Annotated in this window: 15 protein-coding genes; 6 read left to right on the plus strand and 9 right to left on the minus strand. The window is 64.1% G+C overall.

Annotation, left to right across the window (positions count from 1 at the left end; all coding sequences use genetic code 11):
• Positions 1-199 precede the first annotated feature (199 nt).
• The 4 genes from M728_RS02815 (at position 200) to M728_RS02830 (ending at position 4,662) form a co-directional block, all read left to right on the plus strand.
• Positions 200-1,492, plus strand: a complete 1,293-nt coding sequence (locus M728_RS02815; RefSeq protein ID WP_026618505.1) for a CmpA/NrtA family ABC transporter substrate-binding protein — start codon at positions 200-202, stop codon at positions 1,490-1,492.
• Positions 1,493-1,556: 64 nt separating this feature from the next.
• The gene (gene ntrB / locus M728_RS02820) at positions 1,557-2,450 is read left to right on the plus strand and encodes a nitrate ABC transporter permease (RefSeq protein ID WP_026618506.1); all 894 of its coding nucleotides are present in this window, start codon (positions 1,557-1,559) and stop codon (positions 2,448-2,450) included.
• Positions 2,451-2,466: 16 nt separating this feature from the next.
• Positions 2,467-3,267, plus strand: a complete 801-nt coding sequence (locus tag M728_RS02825; RefSeq protein WP_026618507.1) for an ABC transporter ATP-binding protein — start codon at positions 2,467-2,469, stop codon at positions 3,265-3,267.
• A 315-nt stretch (positions 3,268-3,582) separates the two neighbouring features.
• Complete coding sequence (locus tag M728_RS02830) at positions 3,583-4,662, plus strand: mechanosensitive ion channel family protein (RefSeq protein ID WP_026618508.1); 1,080 nt, start codon at positions 3,583-3,585, stop codon at positions 4,660-4,662.
• A gap of 78 nt (positions 4,663-4,740) precedes the next feature.
• Here M728_RS02830 and M728_RS02835 read toward each other — a convergent pair whose 3' ends face one another.
• On the minus strand, positions 4,741-5,988 hold the full coding sequence (locus M728_RS02835; protein ID WP_026618509.1) for a class I SAM-dependent RNA methyltransferase: 1,248 nt from the start codon (positions 5,986-5,988) through the stop codon (positions 4,741-4,743).
• Positions 5,985-6,740, minus strand: a complete 756-nt coding sequence (locus tag M728_RS02840) for a TlyA family RNA methyltransferase (RefSeq protein ID WP_026618510.1) — start codon at positions 6,738-6,740, stop codon at positions 5,985-5,987. The genes M728_RS02835 and M728_RS02840 overlap by 4 nt, the downstream gene beginning before the upstream one ends.
• Before the next feature lie 242 nt (positions 6,741-6,982).
• Here M728_RS02840 and M728_RS02845 point away from each other — a divergent pair, with 242 nt between their 5' ends.
• Positions 6,983-8,905, plus strand: a complete 1,923-nt coding sequence (locus M728_RS02845; protein WP_026618511.1) for a methyl-accepting chemotaxis protein — start codon at positions 6,983-6,985, stop codon at positions 8,903-8,905.
• A 74-nt stretch (positions 8,906-8,979) separates the two neighbouring features.
• Here the strand turns inward: M728_RS02845 and dxs are convergent, their stop codons facing one another.
• The 5 genes from dxs to M728_RS02870 form a co-directional block, all read right to left on the minus strand.
• Entirely contained in the window at positions 8,980-10,893 is a 1,914-nt protein-coding gene (gene dxs / locus M728_RS02850; protein ID WP_034882851.1) for a 1-deoxy-D-xylulose-5-phosphate synthase, read from the minus strand.
• A gap of 164 nt (positions 10,894-11,057) precedes the next feature.
• Positions 11,058-11,981, minus strand: a complete 924-nt coding sequence (locus M728_RS02855) for a pirin family protein (RefSeq protein ID WP_026618513.1) — start codon at positions 11,979-11,981, stop codon at positions 11,058-11,060.
• 243 nt (positions 11,982-12,224) lie between these two features.
• Entirely contained in the window at positions 12,225-12,485 is a 261-nt protein-coding gene (locus tag M728_RS02860) for an exodeoxyribonuclease VII small subunit (RefSeq protein ID WP_026618514.1), read from the minus strand.
• Between the two features lie 7 nt (positions 12,486-12,492).
• Positions 12,493-13,422 (minus strand): histone deacetylase family protein, encoded by a 930-nt coding sequence (locus M728_RS02865; RefSeq protein ID WP_026618515.1) that lies wholly within the window; start codon positions 13,420-13,422, stop codon positions 12,493-12,495.
• 63 nt (positions 13,423-13,485) lie between these two features.
• On the minus strand, positions 13,486-14,454 hold the full coding sequence (locus M728_RS02870; protein ID WP_026618516.1) for a zinc-dependent alcohol dehydrogenase family protein: 969 nt from the start codon (positions 14,452-14,454) through the stop codon (positions 13,486-13,488).
• 14 nt (positions 14,455-14,468) lie between these two features.
• Here M728_RS02870 and M728_RS02875 point away from each other — a divergent pair, with 14 nt between their 5' ends.
• Entirely contained in the window at positions 14,469-14,870 is a 402-nt protein-coding gene (locus M728_RS02875; protein ID WP_026618517.1) for a thioesterase family protein, read from the plus strand.
• Here M728_RS02875 and M728_RS02880 read toward each other — a convergent pair.
• Both M728_RS02880 and M728_RS02885 read right to left on the minus strand, forming a co-directional pair.
• Positions 14,858-16,051: a thiolase family protein gene (locus M728_RS02880; RefSeq protein WP_026618518.1), complete on the minus strand. Its 1,194-nt coding sequence runs from the start codon at positions 16,049-16,051 to the stop codon at positions 14,858-14,860. The genes M728_RS02875 and M728_RS02880 overlap by 13 nt on opposite strands.
• Positions 16,035-17,528, minus strand: a complete 1,494-nt coding sequence (locus M728_RS02885; RefSeq protein ID WP_026618519.1) for a class I adenylate-forming enzyme family protein — start codon at positions 17,526-17,528, stop codon at positions 16,035-16,037. The genes M728_RS02880 and M728_RS02885 overlap by 17 nt, the downstream gene beginning before the upstream one ends.
• Positions 17,529-17,532 lie beyond the last annotated feature (4 nt).

The raw sequence follows: 17,532 nt of genomic DNA on the forward strand, positions 1-17,532 counted from the left end.
CTGGCACGGGCCTTGCTTTTTCATCAGTGCTTCGATCAACGGCGATTGAAGCGAGCTCAGGCGCCGATAGCGCCTGCCAAAGACACCGACGTCGCAAGGTCCTTGCCTCCAAGGGGATTCCTCCCAGCCCCAGGAGCGCAATGCCCAGCGGCGTTTTTTTGTCGGCTTCGACCGGCCAACACATTGAGGGAACGTGCGCATGACCAAGATTTCGATCGACGGCCTAACCCGTCGCAGCCTGCTGAAGACGACCGCGACGGCCGCCATGGTCGGCGCAGCCAAGACGCTGTTACCCTCCGGGGCCTTTGCCCAGGGCGCCGGTCCCGAGACCACGAAGGCCGTCCTCGGCTTCATCGCGCTGACCGATTCCGCCCCGCTCGTCATAGCCAAGGAAAAGGGTTTCTTCGACAAGTACGGCATGACCGAAGTGGAGGTTGTGAAACAGGCCTCGTGGGGCACGACCCGCGACAATCTAGTGCTCGGCTCGGCCGGCGCCGGCATCGATGGCGCCCATATCCTGACGCCGATGCCCTATCTCATCTCGACCGGCAAGGTGACGCAAAACAACCAGCCGCTGCCGATGGTGATCCTCGCGCGCCTCAATCTCGATGCCCAGGCGATCTCGGTCGGCGCTGCTTACGCCGATCTGAAGGTCGGTCTCGACGCGTCGGTCCTCAAGGAGGCCTTTGCAAAGAAGAAGGCCGAGGGCGCGGCCGCCAAGGTCGCCATGACCTTCCCCGGTGGCACACACGACCTCTGGATCCGCTACTGGCTCGCCGCCGGCGGCATCGACCCGGATAAGGACGTCGAGACGATCGTCGTGCCGCCGCCGCAGATGGTCGCCAACATGAAGGTCGGCACCATGGATTGTTTCTGCGTCGGCGAGCCCTGGAACGAGCAGCTCGTCAACCAGAAGATCGGCTACACGGCGGTCAACACCGCAGAGATCTGGGCGAAGCATCCGGAAAAATCCTTCGCCATGCGTGCCGACTGGGTCGAGAAGAACCCGCGTGCCGCCAAGGCGCTGGTCATGGCGGTCGAAGAAGCCGCGCAATGGTGCGACGATATGGCCAACAAGGACGAGCTCGCCAAGACCGTCGGCAAGCGCAGTTGGTTCAACGTGCCGCCGAAGGACATCGTCGACCGGCTGAAGGGCGAGTACGACTATGGCAACGGCAAGGTCGTCGAGAACAGCCCGCATTTCATGAAGTTCTGGCGCGATTATGCCTCCTACCCCTTCCAGAGCCATGACGCCTGGTTCCTTACCGAGAACATCCGATGGGGCAAGCTCGCACCGGATACGGACATAAAGGGGCTGATCGCCAAGGTCAACCGAGAGGATATCTGGCGCGAAGCGGCGAAGGAGCTCGGCGTCACCGACATCCCTGCGTCGACGTCGCGCGGTCCGGAGACCTTCTTCGATGGCAAGGTCTTCGATCCAGAAAATCCGGAGGCGTATCTGAAGAGTCTGGCGATCAGCCGCATCGCCTGATGCCGCAACGGCAGCCGGGTTTCAAAGCCGGCTGCCGTTCGACCCGAACCCTAGGAGGAACGGCATGTCCGTCACCAATCTCAAGCTCAAACCGCAGGCGGCGCCGCAGTCTCCCGCTCAGGTCATCGCTCTCGGGCACCTGGGCCGCCCCGGCACCGACAGCCGCCTGTCGCGCTTTGTCACCCAGACTGTCACCAACCTCTTGCCGCTGCTCGTCACGCTGACGTTCCTCACCCTCGCCTGGCAGCTCATCTGCTCGTCGCCGGAATCGAGCCTGCCGGCCCCGTCGCGCGTCCTCGAGGAAAGCTGGGAGCTGATCGCCCATCCCTTCTACATCGGTCAGGGTGTTGATCAGGGGCTGTTCTGGCACGTGTTCGCCAGCCTGCAGCGCGTCGCGCTCGGCTATGCCATGGCTGCGGCGGTCGGCGTCGCGCTTGGGACGCTCGTCGGCCAGAGCGCCCTTGCGATGCGCGGCCTCGATCCGATCTTCCAGGTGCTGCGCACCGTGCCGCCACTCGCCTGGCTGCCGCTTTCGCTCGCTGCCTTCCAGGACGGCACCCCTTCGGCGATCTTCGTCATCTTCATTACGGCGATCTGGCCGATCATCATCAACACCGCCGTCGGCATCCGTAACATTCCGCAGGATTACCAGAACGTTGCCAAGGTATTGCGGCTGAACGGCTTTGAATATTTCGGCAAGATCATGCTGCCGGCCGCTGCCCCCTACATCTTCACCGGCCTTAGGATCGGCATCGGCCTCTCCTGGCTGGCGATCGTCGCCGCCGAAATGCTGATCGGCGGCGTCGGCATCGGCTTCTTCATCTGGGACGCTTGGAACTCGTCGCTGATCAGCGACATCATCGTGGCGCTGATCTATGTCGGCATCGTCGGCTTCCTCCTCGACCGCCTCATCGCGCTGATCGGTCGCGCCGTTACACGCGGCACAGCAAGCGCCTAAAGAAAAGGAGGCTTTCATGCCCAAGAGCTATCTCTCGCTGGAACTCATCGACAAGACCTTCGAACGCGGCGGCACGCGCACCGAAGTTTTGAAGCAGGTCTCCCTTGGTGTCGACAAGGGCGAGTTCATCTCGATCATCGGCCATTCCGGCTGCGGCAAGTCGACCCTGCTCAACATCGTCGCCGGGTTGACGCAAGCGACAACCGGCGTGGTGCTGCTCGACGACAAGGTCGTCGACGCGCCGGGACCGGATCGCGCCGTCGTCTTCCAGAACCACTCGCTGCTGCCATGGCTGACGGTCTATGAAAATGTCCGGCTCGCTGTCGATAAGGTGTTCTCTAAGAGCCGCAGTAAGCAGGAACGCCACGAGTGGACCATGTGCAACCTGGAGCTGGTGCAGATGGCGCATGCCGCCGACAAGCGCCCTTCGGAGGTCTCCGGCGGCATGAAGCAGCGCGTCGGCATCGCCCGGGCCCTTGCCATGGAACCGAAGGTGCTGCTGCTCGACGAACCCTTCGGGGCGCTCGACGCACTAACCCGCGCGCATCTGCAGGACCAGGTCATGCAAATCCACGCGACCCTCGGCAATACCGTCCTGATGATCACACATGACGTCGACGAAGCGGTCCTGCTTTCCGACCGCATCGTGATGATGACCAATGGACCCTCCGCACGAATTGGCGAAATCCTCGATGTGCCGCTCGCCCGTCCGCGCCGGCGCATTGAGCTCGCCTCCGATCGAACCTACCTGAAGTGTCGCGAAGCGGTGCTGAAGTTCCTCTACGAACGCCACCGCTTCGTCGAAGCTGCAGAGTGATTATTCGCGAGCGGAATTCGACCTCAGTAATTTTGAGTATGGAGAAAGCGACCCATTGCGGACGGTAGCCATCGGCCCAGCAATTGCTAAATGCCTGAGGCAAGTGCCGATATTTGGTGTTTGATGATGGTATAATAGACTCGCTGTCTTAGGCCGTGTGGACGAATTTGATCAAGCATAGGCCTTCGAAAGGACGACGGGCTTGCCCGGGACTGTCCAGTCAAACCTTGCGAGATGGCGAGGCATCACCGGAATGCCACCGTCGAGGGGCGAGGAGGCACTGGCTGGGCATGGATGGCCACATCGGGGTGACCCATGGAGCGGCGCAACAAGGAACAGGAGAACCTTTCCCGGCTCGAACGGGCCGCGCAACAGACTGCTGATCCAAAAACTATGCAACAGAAGGCAAAGAAGCCTGAGGAAAAATTTCGCTTCAGCCTCCGCACGGAAGACGTCTGGTGGACGGCTGGCTTCGCTGCCGCAGCCTTGCTGCTTTTTGGCATCCAAGTCCTGATCAATTGGCGCTTAGAATGGCTTGACGCGCCTTTGCGCGTTCGCGTGCTGAATTACGTCAGGGGCGGCCTTCTCATTTTCGTTATGCTGACCGTAGCGAACATCATCGAAGTCTTTCTCATTGGCCGAATCCCCAATCGTGTTTCGCGTTTCAACCTGAAACGTATCTTTCGATTGCTCGTCGTCGTGGCCATCGTCTTCGTGGCCATTTCAGTCTTATTTGTGAACTGGTACGCCGCGGTTGTTTCGCTCGGCCTGATTTCACTGATTCTCGGCTTTGCGCTGCAAATGCCGATCTCCAGTTTCATCGCGTGGATTTATATTCTGGCCAGGGCGCCTTATCGCGTTGGCGACCGCATTCGCATCGGCGATGCCCATGGCGATGTCATTGATGTCAGCTATCTCGACACAACGTTGTGGGAATTCGGCGGCGAATATCTTTGGACGGATCATCCGAGCGGACGCATCATCAAGTTTCCGAACTCCACCGTGTTTGACACGCCGGTCTTCAACTATTCCTGGCCGCTGTTTCCCTATGTCTGGAACGAAATCAAGTTCCAGCTCGCGTATGAAAGCGATCTGGAATTCGTGGCGCAAACCATGAGGGAGGTCGTGGAAGAGCAGATCGGCGACATCATGAGCCAGAAGGTGAAGGTCTATAAACACATCCTATCGAAAACGCCGGTGGACGAACTCGAAGTGAAGGAGCATCCCGTGGTTCATTTTCGCGTCAGTGAAAACACCTGGCTCGAGGCCATCGTGCGTTACCTCGTGCCGCCGAAGGAAGCGGGGCGCACCAAGACACGCTTGATCAAGGAAATGCTGGCGCGGATGAATGCAAAACCCGATCGCGTGCTGTTTCCGAAGAGCAATTTGAGGTGAATTTCCTCACGCCAAGCCGGAAAGGCCACCCCCGCCCGCGTCCCGCAGGCAAGCCACTCGAACCTTGCCAGAAGGGGATCATTTCTCGACAGTCGCCACCGTTTCGACATGCGCCGACCAGAGGAACTGATCGATCGGCGTCACCGATGTGATGCGGTAGCCGGCGGTGACGAGAATCGAGAGATCCCTTGCGAGCGTCACGGGGTTGCAGGAGACCGCGGCGATCTTCTTCACGCCCGAGCGGGCAAGCTCGTGACATTGCGCCTCGGCGCCGGCGCGGGGCGGGTCGAAGACGACGGCGTCGAAGGCTTTCAGCTCCTGCGCCATTATCGGTCGGCGGAAGAGGTCGCGCTTTTCCACCGTCACCGGCTTCAGGCCTTGCGTATTGCGCGCGGCGAAGTCCAGCGCCTTCAAGGCCCTGTCCTCGCCCTCGACGGCATGGACCCGTGCCGTTCGCGCGAGCCTCAGCGCGAAGGTGCCGATACCTGCGAAAAGATCGGCGACGCGTTTCGCCTTGCCGATGTGGTCGAGCACGAGCCTCGCCATTGCTTCCTCGGCCGGCCGGGTCGCTTGCGTGAAGGCGCCGGGCGGCGGCGAAACCGTCACGCCGCCGAAGTCTATCATGGGCTTGACGGGTTCGATGATCACCTCGCCGTTGAGGCTGACGCGGGCGATGCCGCGCTCGCTCAGGACAGCCTCGACCGCCGCGCGTCTTTGCCGATCGTTGAGCTTGATGCCCTCGAAGGCGAGGTCGAGGCCGGTTGCCGTTTCCAGTACGGTGATCCGGAACGGTTCGGCGGTGGAAGCCATCACGGAGGCGATCTTGCGGATCGTCGCGAGCCGCGAGACGATGCCCGGGCTCGCGATCGGACACTCGCCGATCGCCACGATATGGTGGCTTTGCGCCTGATTGTAGCCGAGCAGCAACCCCTTTTCCGTGCGCCGGGCGGTGAAGACGGCGCGCCGCCGCTCGCCGGGTCGCGCGACGATCAGCGGTGCGACTTCCGGCGTCAGGCCTTTCGACCTTAAGGCGTCGATGACGAGATTGCGCTTGAAGGTGTGGTAGAGCGCGCCGGAGGCGTGCTGCAGCGAACAGCCGCCGCAAGTACCATTGACGCCTTCCGGGCCGAAGTGACGGCACGGAGGCTCGACCCGCTCGGGGGAAACCTCCTTCAGCGAGATCAGCGTGCCCTGAGCCTTGTTGACTGCGAGCGCGACGGTTTCGCCGGGCAGCGTGAATGGCGCGTAGATGGGGCCCGCCTCGGTTTGGGCGATGCCGTCGCCTTGGGCCCCGAGGCGGCTGATGGTCACGATCTCGGTGCTCATGGCTTCCGCCCCGCGAGAAGAAATTCCCTGTTGCCGTCACCGCCTGCAATGGGCGAGGGGACGAGGCCGAGGCTTTGCCAGCCCATGTCCTCGACGAGCCAGCGTTCGAGTTCGGCCGCGACGGCCGGCGCGCTCTCCGGGTCCTTGAGCAGCCCCGCCTTGCTGATCGCATCCCGTCCCGCTTCGAATTGCGGTTTGACGAGCAGGATCGCGCGCGCCCCGGGTTCGGCCATCGCAAGCGCCGGCGGCAACGCCAGTTTCAGCGAGATGAAGGAGACATCGGACACGATCAACGTGATGGAGCGATTGCCGATGTCCTCGGGAGCCAAGGACCTGGCGTTCAGCCCCTCGATATTCGTGACGCGCCGGTCCTCGGCGATGCGCGGGTGCATCTGTCCGTGGCCGACATCAATGGCGACCACGTGCGCGGCGCCGCGCTTGAGAAGCACTTCCGTGAAACCGCCCGTCGAAGCCCCGACGTCGAGGCAGGCCTCACCTGCCGGGTCGAAGCCGAAATGGTCGAGCGCTGCCGCAAGCTTCAAGGCCGCACGAGAGACATAGGCCTGCGCCGGATCATCGATGGTGATCGTCACGTCTTCGGCGACGGCAGCAGCGGGCTTGGTCACGGTCCGGCCGTCGACCTTGACGGTGCCACGCTGGATCGCGTCACGCGCGCGGGCACGGCTGGCCACCAATGCCTTGTTCAGGAGCAATTGATCGAGGCGGATCATCATCTGCTTTTCGTTGGACATGGTTCGTCATCGCGCGTCGGGCGGCGCATTGCAAGGGAGCCGCATGGCTGCCCGTGAATTAAGCGAAATTAAATCAAAGGCTGCGATCGTCCGACCGCTGGCAAAGCCTTCCAGACGAACCATGATCGGTTCCGTTTCTCTGCCATACCCAATGTCTCTCGCGCCAACCGAAGCGGCCGGCCCTCCCACGGCGCCGATCCGATTCGCGTGTCTGCATCCATTCCCGAAGCAGGGTCCCTCCCATGTCTCTGAAGAACATCTCCTTGAGCCGCAAACTCGGCCTGACCTTTTCGGCGCTGATTGCGCTTTTTCTGGTCGTGTCCGCGGTCGTCTATTCCAAAGCCGAATTCGCCAGGCAGGCATCGCTCCACCAGAGCCAGTCTGCGCGGCTCGTCACCCTCATCGACGAGGCGTCCCAGGCCATGCTGGAGCAAGCGGTCAATCTCCGCGGTTTCCTGCTCTTCCGCAGCGACAGCACCTATAACGACGTCTTTGCCAATCGCGAGCGGATGGAAAAGAGCATTGCCGCCGCCCGCGAGGCGGCCTCCGGCGAGGCGCAGTTGCTGACCCTTCTCGACAACATGCAGAAGGCGGCCGACGTCTATTTCAACGAACTCGCCAAGCCGCAGCTCGAGGCGCGCCGCACGACCGAAATGCCGATCCTCGAGGTCGTCGAGATCGGTCGCAAGGCCACGAAAGGCCAGCTCGACGCGTTCCGTGAGGCGGCCGCTGAGATCAAGCAGCAGGCGCGCGGCTGGTCGGCCGAGCAGGAGGCTCTGCAGGCGAACGCCACCTCGGTCCTGATGGCGGCGCTCGCGCTTGGTGCCGTCGCTGCAACTGTGGCGGCGGTCCTGATGGCCTGGATGCTTTCGCGCGCGATCGTGCGGCCGATCGTCGGCATGACGGGCGCCATGGGCCGCCTTGCCGGCGGTGATCACGATATCGACGTTCCCGCGCTCGACCGAAAGGACGAGGTCGGCCAGATGGCCCGCGCCGTGCTGGTCTTCCGCGAAGCCGCGGTCGAGAAGCTCCGGCTTTCCGGAGAGACAGAAAAGATGCGGAACGAGGCCGAGGCCGAGCGCAGCCGCTCGGATGCCGAAAAGACGCTTGAGGCGGGCGAGGTGCGCTTCGCGATGGAAGCTCTCGGCGCCGGGCTCACGGCGCTTGCGGAAGGCAATGTCGCCTACCGGATCGAGGCGCCCTTCGCCGACCGTCTCGATCCGTTGCGGAAGAACTTCAACCAGTCGCTTGAACGGCTTCAGGCGACGCTCCGCGCCGTCGGTGAGAACGCCGGCGCGATCAATGCCGGCGCCGCCGAAATCCGCGAAGCGGCAAACGATCTGGCGCGGCGCACCGAGCAGCAGGCTGCTTCCGTCGAAGAAACCGCGGCGGCGCTGGAGGAAATCACGACAACGGTGCGCGACTCGACGAAGCGCGCGGAAGATGCCGGCGTTCTCGTCGAGCGCACGCGGGCCGGCGCGGAGAAATCCGGCGAGGTCGTCCGCCGCGCCGTCAGCGCGATGCACGAGATCGAAAAGTCGTCGGGCGAAATCTCGAACATCATCGGGGTCATCGACGATATCGCGTTCCAGACCAACCTCCTGGCCCTCAATGCCGGCGTCGAAGCGGCGCGCGCGGGCGAGGCGGGCAAGGGCTTTGCCGTCGTCGCGCAGGAGGTGCGTGAACTTGCCCAGCGCTCGGCCAATGCTGCCAAAGAAATCAAGGCGCTCATCATGACCTCCGGCGAGCAGGTGCGCGCCGGTGTCGGGCTCGTCGGCGAGACAGGCGCGGCGCTGGAGACGATCGTCGCCGAAGTGCGCGAGATCAACCGCCATGTGAGCGCCATCGTCACCGCGGCACGCGAACAGTCGACCGGGCTGCAGGAGATCAATACGGCGGTTAATGCGATGGACCAGGGCACGCAGCAGAACGCCGCCATGGTCGAGCAGTCGACCGCCGCGAGCCACAGCCTTGCACGCGAAGCTGCGGCCCTGGACGAGCTGATTGCCCAGTTCAAGCTCGGCGACCGCCGCCAGCCCGCCGTGGCAGCCGCTTCGCCGTCAGCAAAGCCGGTCGCGTCTCCCGCCCGGCAACTCGGCCAGAAGCTGACGCGGTCCTTCGGCTCGGCGGCTGTTGCGCAGAGCCAGGACTGGACCGAGTTCTGAGCGGCCCGTCGATCTTGCGGAAAACAAAAAGCCCGGCCGCATCGGCCGGGCTTTTTGTTGAATGGAGTAATACGTCAGCCGGCGGCGCCGAGGCCGATGGTATGCTTCTGGCCGAGCGCCTTGAACACGGTCGAGACGATGCCGGCGCGATCGAGACCCGCATGCGCATACATCGCTTCCGGCTTTGCCTGCTCCATCCAGATGTCGGGCATAATCATCGGCCGCACCTTGAGACCGCCGTCAAGCAGGCCCTCTTTCGCAAGGAACTGCAGCACGTGGCTTGCGAAGCCACCGATCGCGCCTTCCTCGATGGTCACCAGCACCTCGTGATCGCGGGCAAGCCGGCGGACGAGGTCATGGTCCAGCGGCTTGGCAAAGCGCGCGTCGGCAACTGTCGTCGAAAGGCCGGCGGCATCCAGGTCTTCGGCGGCCAACAGACAGTCGGCAAGGCGCGTGCCGAACGAAAGCAGCGCGACCTTCGTGCCTTCCTTGAGGATCCGGCCCTTGCCGATCTCCAGGATATCGCCCCGCTCCGGCAGTTCGACGCCCACGCCTTCGCCGCGCGGATAGCGGAAGGAAATCGGCCCTTCGTCGTAAGCTGCGGCAGTACGCACCATGTGCTTGAGTTCCGCCTCGTCGGCGGCCGCCATCACCACGAAACCGGGCAGGGAGGCAAGATAGGTCGTATCGAACGAGCCAGCATGGGTCGGCCCGTCGGCACCGACGAAACCGGCGCGGTCGATCGGGAAACGCACCGGTAGGCCCTGGATTGCAACATCGTGGACGACCTGGTCGTAGGCCCGCTGCAGGAAGGTGGAATAGAGCGCCGCAAATGGCTTGTAGCCTTCCGCCGCGAGGCCGGCGGCGAAGGTCACCGCATGCTGCTCGGCGATGCCTACATCGAAACAGCGCCTCGGATGAATGGTCGCGAACTTGTCAAGGCCGGTGCCGGACGGCATGGCGGCAGTGATCGCGACGATCTTGTCGTCGAGGTTCGCCTCCTGGATCAGCGCATCGGCGAAAACCGACGTGTAGGCCGGGGCGTTCGGCTTTGCTTTCGCCTGGGCGCCAGTGATCACGTCGAATTTATTGACGCCGTGGTACTTGTCGGCGGCGGCCTCGGCCGGCGGATAGCCCTTGCCCTTCTGTGTCACTACGTGGATCAAGACGGGGCCTTTGGCATTGTCGCGCACGTTGCGCAGCACCGGCAGCAGGTGATCGAAGGAATGCCCGTCGATCGGGCCGATGTGGTAGAAGCCCATCTCCTCGAAGATCGTTCCGCCGGTGACGTAGCCGCGCGCATGCTCGACCGCACGGGTGATCGCGCGGTCGACCGTCTTGCCGAGATAGGCGGTGAGCTTCTTGCCGACTTCGCGAATGCCCATATAGGTCCGCCCGGAGGCGAGCCGCGCCAGATAGGCGCTCATGGCGCCCGTCGGCGGAGCGATCGACATGTCGTTGTCGTTGAGAATGACGATGAGGCGGGCGTCCAGTGCCCCGGCATTGTTGAGCGCCTCGAAGGCCATGCCGGCGGACATCGCGCCATCGCCGATCACGGCGATCACATTACGGCTCTTGCCGTCGAGCTCGGCGGCGACCGCCATGCCGAGACCGGCAGAAATAGAGGTCGAGGAATGCGCCGCACCGAAGGGGTCGTATTCGCTTTCGGCGCGGCGGGTGAAGCCCGAAAGTCCTCCTTCCTGGCGCAGCGTGCGGATGCGATCGCGCCGGCCGGTCAGGATCTTGTGCGGATAGCACTGGTGACCGACGTCAAAGATCAGGCGGTCGTGCGGCGTGTCGAAGATCTTGTGGATGGCGATGGTCAGCTCGACAACCCCGAGGCCGGCACCGAGATGACCACCGGTGCGCGACACGGCGTCGATCATTTCCGCACGCAATTCGGCTGCCAGTTGCGGCAGATCCCTGTCGTCGATCTTCTTCAGATCGGCGGGATACTTGACCTTATCGAGCAGGGGGGTCGCCGGCATCGGATTGGTTGGCAGTTGTGTCACGCTGCATGCCTCATGCGCGCCAGCGCATGGCGCGCGATCTGTTGGGTCTCGAAGGAGTTATTTAGACGCTATTGCGGTTGAATGCAAAATTAGGCTTTCCTGCGGCTTCAACCAAGGGCTTAACAGGAACTTAATGAAAATCAGCCCTGCGGCAAGGGTATGAACTCCTCCTCGTCCCCCGGCACGATATCGAAGCGCCCGGTGCGCCACTCTTCCTTGGCCTTGTCGATGCGCTCCTTCGATGAGGACACGAAATTCCACCAGATATGGCGCGGTGAGCCGAGCGCTGCTCCGCCGAAGAGCATGACGTGACAGCCGGAGCTGCTGGCCGTGATGGTGATTTCGTCTCCGGGACGGAAGACGAGGAGCTGGTTGTCGGCGAAATGGTCGCCGGCGATGATCGCTTCGCCGGAGAGGATATAGAGCGCACGCTCCTCCCACTCTGCGGCAAACGGCGCGCTTTTGCCCGGTTCGATCATGAGATCGACGTAGATCGTATCGGTGAAGACCGAAACCGGCGAGTCGGCGCCCTCGTACGTGCCGATCACGACGCGCGCGCGAACGCCGCCATCGGCAAGATGCGGCAGCATACGCTCTTCCGTGTGGGCGAAGAGCGGATCGATCTCTTCCTTGTCGTCGGGCAGAGCGAGCCAGGTTTGCAATCCGGAAAGCGAACGCTCGTGTCCGCGCTGGTTCTCCGGCGAACGCTCCGAATGCACGATGCCCCGCCCGGCCGTCATCAGGTTCACGTCGCCGGGGCGGATCACCATCTCGGTGCCGAGGCTGTCGCGGTGTTTGATCTCGCCGTCGAAGAGGTAGGTGACGGTCGAAAGGCCGATATGCGGATGCGGACGGACGTCGATCGCCTCGCCAGCACGCAAGAGCGCCGGGCCCATCCGGTCGAAGAAGATGAAGGGACCGACGAGCCGCCGCCGCGCCGTCGGCAGGGCACGGCGCACCTGCAGGCCGCCGATATCGCTGGTGCGAGGAATGATCAGATGCTCGATGGCGTCGCAGGCGGGCTTGTCGCCGGCAAGCGGATCGGGACCAGGAAAGAAGGACATGGCGGTCGCTCCGGTTGTGGGGCTCAACTGGAGATTATCGTCAATGCGGGCCGTTCGATAGCGACAATCGGGGGACGCTGCGTTTCTCGGTGGATCATCCTTGATAAGAGGCCAAGCGCCGGAAGCTGCCCCTCACTCTAGCCCTCTCCCGCAGGCGGGGAGAGGGGACTTAAAGGTCGCCGGAGAAGGTGCCGACGGGCGGAAGGGGCGAAGGCTCGCAAGCGCCCCATCCGGCCAGAACCTTCACTGTTCCGCGTCGAGCGGCTCGACGCCCTGCGGCCGGCCGGCACGGTCGAGGCGGATCTTCTCGATACGATCCTCGGCCGCCTTCAACAGGGTCTCACAGTGCTTCTTCAGGGCTTCTCCCCGCTCATAGATCTCGATCGACTTGTCGAGCGCCACGTCGCCGCGTTCGAGCGCGGAGACGATGCGCTCCAATTCCTCCACGGCCTGCTCGAAGGAGAGGGCGGAAACGTCCGGTTGCGTGTTGTTATTGTTGTCCATGGATGGATTACCCTCTCATCAGTCTCAGAATATGCAGGCCGGCCGACTCGGCGAGCCCCTGCAGGTCATAGCCGCCCTCGAGCGAGCTGACGATGCGGTTGCCGGCGCTTTTGCAGGCAACGTCCATCAGCCGCCCCGTCGCCCAGTCGAAATCTTCGGCCACCAGGTTGAGCTGCGCCAGCGGATCGCGGTGATGGGCATCGAAGCCGGCGGAAATCAGAATAAAATCGGGCCGGAAATTCTCTACCGCCGAAAGCACCCGCGTACGGAAGGCGTCGCGGAAATGCTCGCTGCTGCTGTTGGGGGAAAGCGGCGCGTTGACGATATTGTGCCTTGTTCCGGTTTCGTCCTTCGCTCCTGTGCCGGGATAGAGCGGCATCTGGTGAGTCGAGCAGAAGAGGACGGACGGGTCGTCCCAGAAGATATCCTGTGTACCGTTGCCGTGGTGGACGTCCCAGTCGACGATGGCGACGCGCTCCGCCCCATGCGCCCTCTGCGCGTGGCGTGCGGCGATCGCCACTGTGTTGAAGATGCAGAAGCCCATTGCCTTGTCTTTTTCGGCGTGATGGCCCGGTGGGCGGGCGGCGACGAAGGCGTTGTCGGCCTCGCCGGCGAAGATTGCGTCCACGGCGGCAACGGCACCGCCGATGCCGGTCAATGCCGCCTCGAGGCTCATCGGGCTCGCATAGGTGTCCGCCTCGATCTGGTTGATGTCGTCGTCCGGAATGGCACGTTTGATCGACCGCAGATGCTCTTCGGTATGGGCGAGCAGCACGAGATCCTCGTCGCACCGCAACGCTTCGACCCGCTTCAACTCCGCGAAATTCGGATGCTCGAGCGCGAGGTTCAGCGCCTTCAGCCGATCCGGCCGCTCGGGGTGTCCCTCGGGAACCTCGTGCTCCAGGAAGACCGGGTTTTCGTAAAGATGCGTGGTCATGTGCGCAAAGCTAGTGCGCGCGCCTGTCAAAATCCATGGCGGCGACGGCAAAAGTGCCGATTTTCAACAGCGCGGATCAAGCAGGATCTTGCCGTCGCGATGCAGATCGCCCTGGTGCGCGAGCGCGTCTGCGAGCCGGCTCAAGGGATAGACTGCGGCGACCGGGCTTTCGAAGAGGCCGCTGCCGATGCCTTCGAAGCTGCGGGCGAAGGCGGCTTCGAGCGCGTCGCGGCCGGCGGAATGCACCCAGGTCCTGAGCCAAAGGAAGGCGAAGCGCACATCGGGACGAGCGGCGATTGCCTCCTGCGGCACCGGCACGCCGCTTAGCGCGCCGTATTGGATGAAGGCTCCGCCCTTATCAACACACCGGCCGATCAAGGCGCCCGCAAAGGGGCCGCCAACAGCATCGAGCACGGCGTCGAATCTGGTGCCTGCTGGGAGATCGCCGGCATCCGCAACGAGGATCTGGTGCGCCTCGCCAACACGGGCGCGGCTTTTCTCACTGCGAAGGATGGCCGTCGGCGCCATCCCTTCGAGCGACAGCAGCTTCATGAGCATGCCGCCGATCGCCGAGCCTGCCGCCGTCACGCCGACGCTCAAGCCCGCGAGCGAACCGAAATGCGCGCGCAGAGCCTCGACCAATCTCAGCGCCGTCAGCGGGTTGACGTAGCTCATCGCCGCCTGCCGGTCGTCGATCCCGTCCGGCACGCGAAAGCACCATTCGGCCGGGCGAACGAGAAATTGCTGCCACAGACCGCTCGCGCCGATCGGAAGGACGCGGTCTCCAGGCTCAAGGCCCCGCATGTCCGGCCCGACGCGGCTGACGGTGCCCACGCCCTCGAAGCCCGGGACGAAAGGCAAGGTCGTGCGTGCGCTATAGGCACCGGTGACAGGGATCAGATCCGACGGGTTGATCGCAGCGAGAGAAATCTCGACCTCGACTTCGCCGGCCCCCGGTGCCCGACGCGGCGCTTCCACGAGTTCGATGACTTGTTTGGGATCGCCAAACTGTCTAACGAGGGTGGAGCGCATGGTGAGGACCTCGCATGGACGGCAGAGAGCGGGAAAACGTCACGGAAATCCGCATTCCGTTTCGCGATATAGACATGCACGGCCACATGCACAATGCTGCCTATTACGCGCATGCGGAGGCGGCGCTCGCCAACATGTGGCGGCATCGGCCGGCGGTGGAAAAGGAGCCCGCCTACCTCGTCCGCCGCTCAGGCTGCATCTTCCATCGCGGCCTGCGTTTCGACGAACCGGCGCGCTTCACCGTCACGGTCGCGAAGCTTGGCGGCAGTTCCGTGAGCTTTGCCGTTCGCGTCGAGACCGGAGATCGGCTTTCGGCGGAAGTCGAGATCGTCTGGGTCGCCGTCGACCCAGGAAGGCATCAGCCGGTGCCGCTGCCGGTCGCAACCCGGGAATGGCTTGCCGGCTACGCGGATTGATCCGGCCTCACGCTGCTGAAATGGGCGACGACGCCCATGCCGCCGCCGATGCCCATCATCGCAAGACCCTCCCTGTCCGGGCCGGCCGCGAGCATCTGCGAGAACAGCCGGACGACGAGGATGGCACCGGAGGCGCCGTAGGGATGGCCGAGCGCGATCGCACCGCCGTCGCGATTGACGCGTGCAGGCGAAATGTCGAGCCGGTCGAGACTGCCGAGGACCTGCGAGGCGAAGGCTTCGTTGAATTCGATGAAGTCGATATCCGAGAGGTCGAGCGCGGGATTGCGCGCGCGAAGCTTCGCCATCGCGGGAACGGGACCGAGACCGAGCAGGTTCGGATCGACGCCGGCGGTAGCTGCGTCGATGAATTGGAGTGCAAAGGGAACGCCGAGGCGGCGCGCTTCGGCGAGCGACGTCACCAGCACCATGGCTGCGCCGTCGTTGATGGGGCAGGCGTTGCCGGCAGTGACGGTGCCCCCCGGAACGAAAGCCGGCTTCAGCCGCGCAAGCGTCTCGGCGGAGGCGTTGGCGCGGGGGCACTCGTCCATCACGATCGACCCGGCCTGCGTCGGCACCGGCACGATCTCACGCGCGAAGCGGCCCGCCACTGCGGCCGTCACGGCCCGCCGATGGCTTTCGAGCGCAAACAGATCCTGCCGCTCGCGCGGGATGCCGCAGGCGGCCGCGACATTCTCCGCCGCAACGCCCATGTCCGGATCGCCGATGAAGTCTGGAGCCATCCGTGCACGCTTGATGGGCTGCAGTTCCTCGCCGCGCGCAAGCGGCGGTCGAAGCCGGATATGGGCGCGGCTGGCGCTCTCGGTGCCGCCGGCGAGATAGAAGCGGCCCGCGCCCGCCTGGACCTGCCGCGCCGCAAGGATGATCGCCTCCAAGCCCGAGCCGCATTGGCGGTCGACCGTCACGCCGGGGATGGAAACGGGCAGCCGGGCCTCGAGGGCGGCGAGGCGGGCGAGATTGCCGGCGCTGTTGGCGGCATTGCCGATGAGGACGTCGTCGATCTCGGACCGATCGATGCCGAGATCGGCGACGATCCTCTCGATCACCAGCGCCGCAAGGCTTGCGGGCTCGACCATGGAGAGGCTGCCGTTGACGCGCCCGATCGGAGTGCGCAGCGCGGCGGCGATGACCGGCGTTCGAGCCGGATCAGATGAGACGTTCAAGGGCACCGTTCTCCTCCGCGATCCATTGCCGGAGCTCCTTGGCGGCGATCTTGCCCGACGCGGTCATCGGCATCTCCCGGCAGAGCCAGATCTTGCGCGGATGCTTGTAGCGCGGCAGGGCGGTGGCAAGTTGACGTTCCAGCGCCGCGCGCACGAAACCGCCGTTCGGCTGGATCACCGCCGCAAGCTCCTGGCCGAGATCGGGATGGTCGAGGCCAAGGACAAGGGCCGCGCTCACGCCTGGGATCGTGAGGATCACGGCCTCGACCTCCGACGGATAGATGTTGTTGCCGCCCGAGAGCACCATGCCGCCAGAGCGGCCGATGAGATGGAGCGTGCCGTCGTCACTCAGGAAACCGACATCGCCGACGGTGGCGAGCGTACCCTCTCGCCGAAAGCCTACGCCGTCGCCGCCGGCAATATAGCCGTCCGAAATCAGCCCGCTTTCGACGAAGATCGTTCCGGTCTCTCCCGGCGGAAGGGTCCGTCCACGGTCGTCGAGGATCGCTAGCCGGACGCCGGGAAACGTCTTGCCGACAGCGGTCGCCGAATGATCATCGCCCGCGCCGGAGACCGTGATGAAGCCGAGTTCCGATGCGCCATAATATTCAGTGATCTCCGCCGCGGGAAAGGCGCGGACGGCTGCTTGGCGGTCGGTTGGCGTGAGCTTGGCACCGGCGACGGTGATCTTTTCGACGGAGCGCAATTCCCTGCCTTCCGCCTGCTCGCACAGCCGCCGCAGCATCGTTGGCACGAGTACGAGCCGCTTCGCCTTGGCACCCGCGATGGCATCGAGCGCCTGACGTGGCTCGAAATGCCGCGCTCCGATGAATTCGGCCCCGGCCGTCAGAGACTCGGCAAGCGCATAGAGCGCCAGACCATGCGCCAGTGGTCCCGGCGCATAGGTCGTCGTTTCCGGTCCGAGCCCGAAAAACCGCTGACCGGTTTCGAGGCTCACGCGCCAGGACCTGCGGTCACGGATGATGGCTTTCGGTTCACCGGTGGTGCCGGAGGTGAAGACGACGAGAAAAGCCTCGGCCCCGCCGCCGACGCCGATCGCCGACGAGCCGGCGAAGGCATCGAGTGAATGCGTTCGCCCCGCGGAGGGCACGTCCAAATGCAGAAGCTCGCCCTCGGCGCGGACGACGACGTCGGGCCGCAATTGTTCCTTCATCCGCCGGCGTGTCGCTTCCGGCAGATGCGGATCGATGAGCGCGGCGCAATTGCCGGCCGCCGTGGCGGCGACGAAGGCGGCGGCAAAGAGCGGATGATTGCCGGTTTCGATCGCGATCAAGCGTGCGCCACCGGCAAGGACGCTTGGCTGCGTCGCCTCTATGGCCGATTGTTCGATCGCATGGAGGATACGGCGGGCCCCCGTGGCAAGCTCCGCAAACGTGAAAACCCGGCCCTCCATACGGAAGGCCAGGCAATGCGGGCGTTCGCGCGCGTGAAGCGCGATTGCCTCGGCGAGCGGCATTGGC

The sequence above is a fragment of the Ensifer sp. WSM1721 genome, assembly GCF_000513895.2.
GTDB lineage: Bacteria > Pseudomonadota > Alphaproteobacteria > Rhizobiales > Rhizobiaceae > Sinorhizobium.

Excerpts from the sequence above, each read along its gene's own strand:
- M728_RS02815 (WP_026618505.1), top strand. The coding sequence starts at position 200 with ATGACCAAGATTTCGATCGACGGCCTAACCCGTCGCAGCCTGCTGAAG.
- ntrB (WP_026618506.1), top strand. The coding sequence starts at position 1,557 with ATGTCCGTCACCAATCTCAAGCTCAAACCGCAGGCGGCGCCGCAGTCT.
- M728_RS02825 (WP_026618507.1), top strand. The coding sequence starts at position 2,467 with ATGCCCAAGAGCTATCTCTCGCTGGAACTCATCGACAAGACCTTCGAA.
- M728_RS02830 (WP_026618508.1), top strand. The coding sequence starts at position 3,583 with ATGGAGCGGCGCAACAAGGAACAGGAGAACCTTTCCCGGCTCGAACGG.
- M728_RS02835 (WP_026618509.1), bottom strand. The coding sequence starts at position 5,988 with ATGAGCACCGAGATCGTGACCATCAGCCGCCTCGGGGCCCAAGGCGAC.
- M728_RS02840 (WP_026618510.1), bottom strand. The coding sequence starts at position 6,740 with ATGTCCAACGAAAAGCAGATGATGATCCGCCTCGATCAATTGCTCCTG.
- M728_RS02845 (WP_026618511.1), top strand. The coding sequence starts at position 6,983 with ATGTCTCTGAAGAACATCTCCTTGAGCCGCAAACTCGGCCTGACCTTT.
- dxs (WP_034882851.1), bottom strand. The coding sequence starts at position 10,893 with ATGCCGGCGACCCCCCTGCTCGATAAGGTCAAGTATCCCGCCGATCTG.
- M728_RS02855 (WP_026618513.1), bottom strand. The coding sequence starts at position 11,981 with ATGTCCTTCTTTCCTGGTCCCGATCCGCTTGCCGGCGACAAGCCCGCC.
- M728_RS02860 (WP_026618514.1), bottom strand. The coding sequence starts at position 12,485 with ATGGACAACAATAACAACACGCAACCGGACGTTTCCGCCCTCTCCTTC.
- M728_RS02865 (WP_026618515.1), bottom strand. The coding sequence starts at position 13,422 with ATGACCACGCATCTTTACGAAAACCCGGTCTTCCTGGAGCACGAGGTT.
- M728_RS02870 (WP_026618516.1), bottom strand. The coding sequence starts at position 14,454 with ATGCGCTCCACCCTCGTTAGACAGTTTGGCGATCCCAAACAAGTCATC.
- M728_RS02875 (WP_026618517.1), top strand. The coding sequence starts at position 14,469 with ATGGACGGCAGAGAGCGGGAAAACGTCACGGAAATCCGCATTCCGTTT.
- M728_RS02885 (WP_026618519.1), bottom strand. The coding sequence starts at position 17,528 with ATGCCGCTCGCCGAGGCAATCGCGCTTCACGCGCGCGAACGCCCGCAT.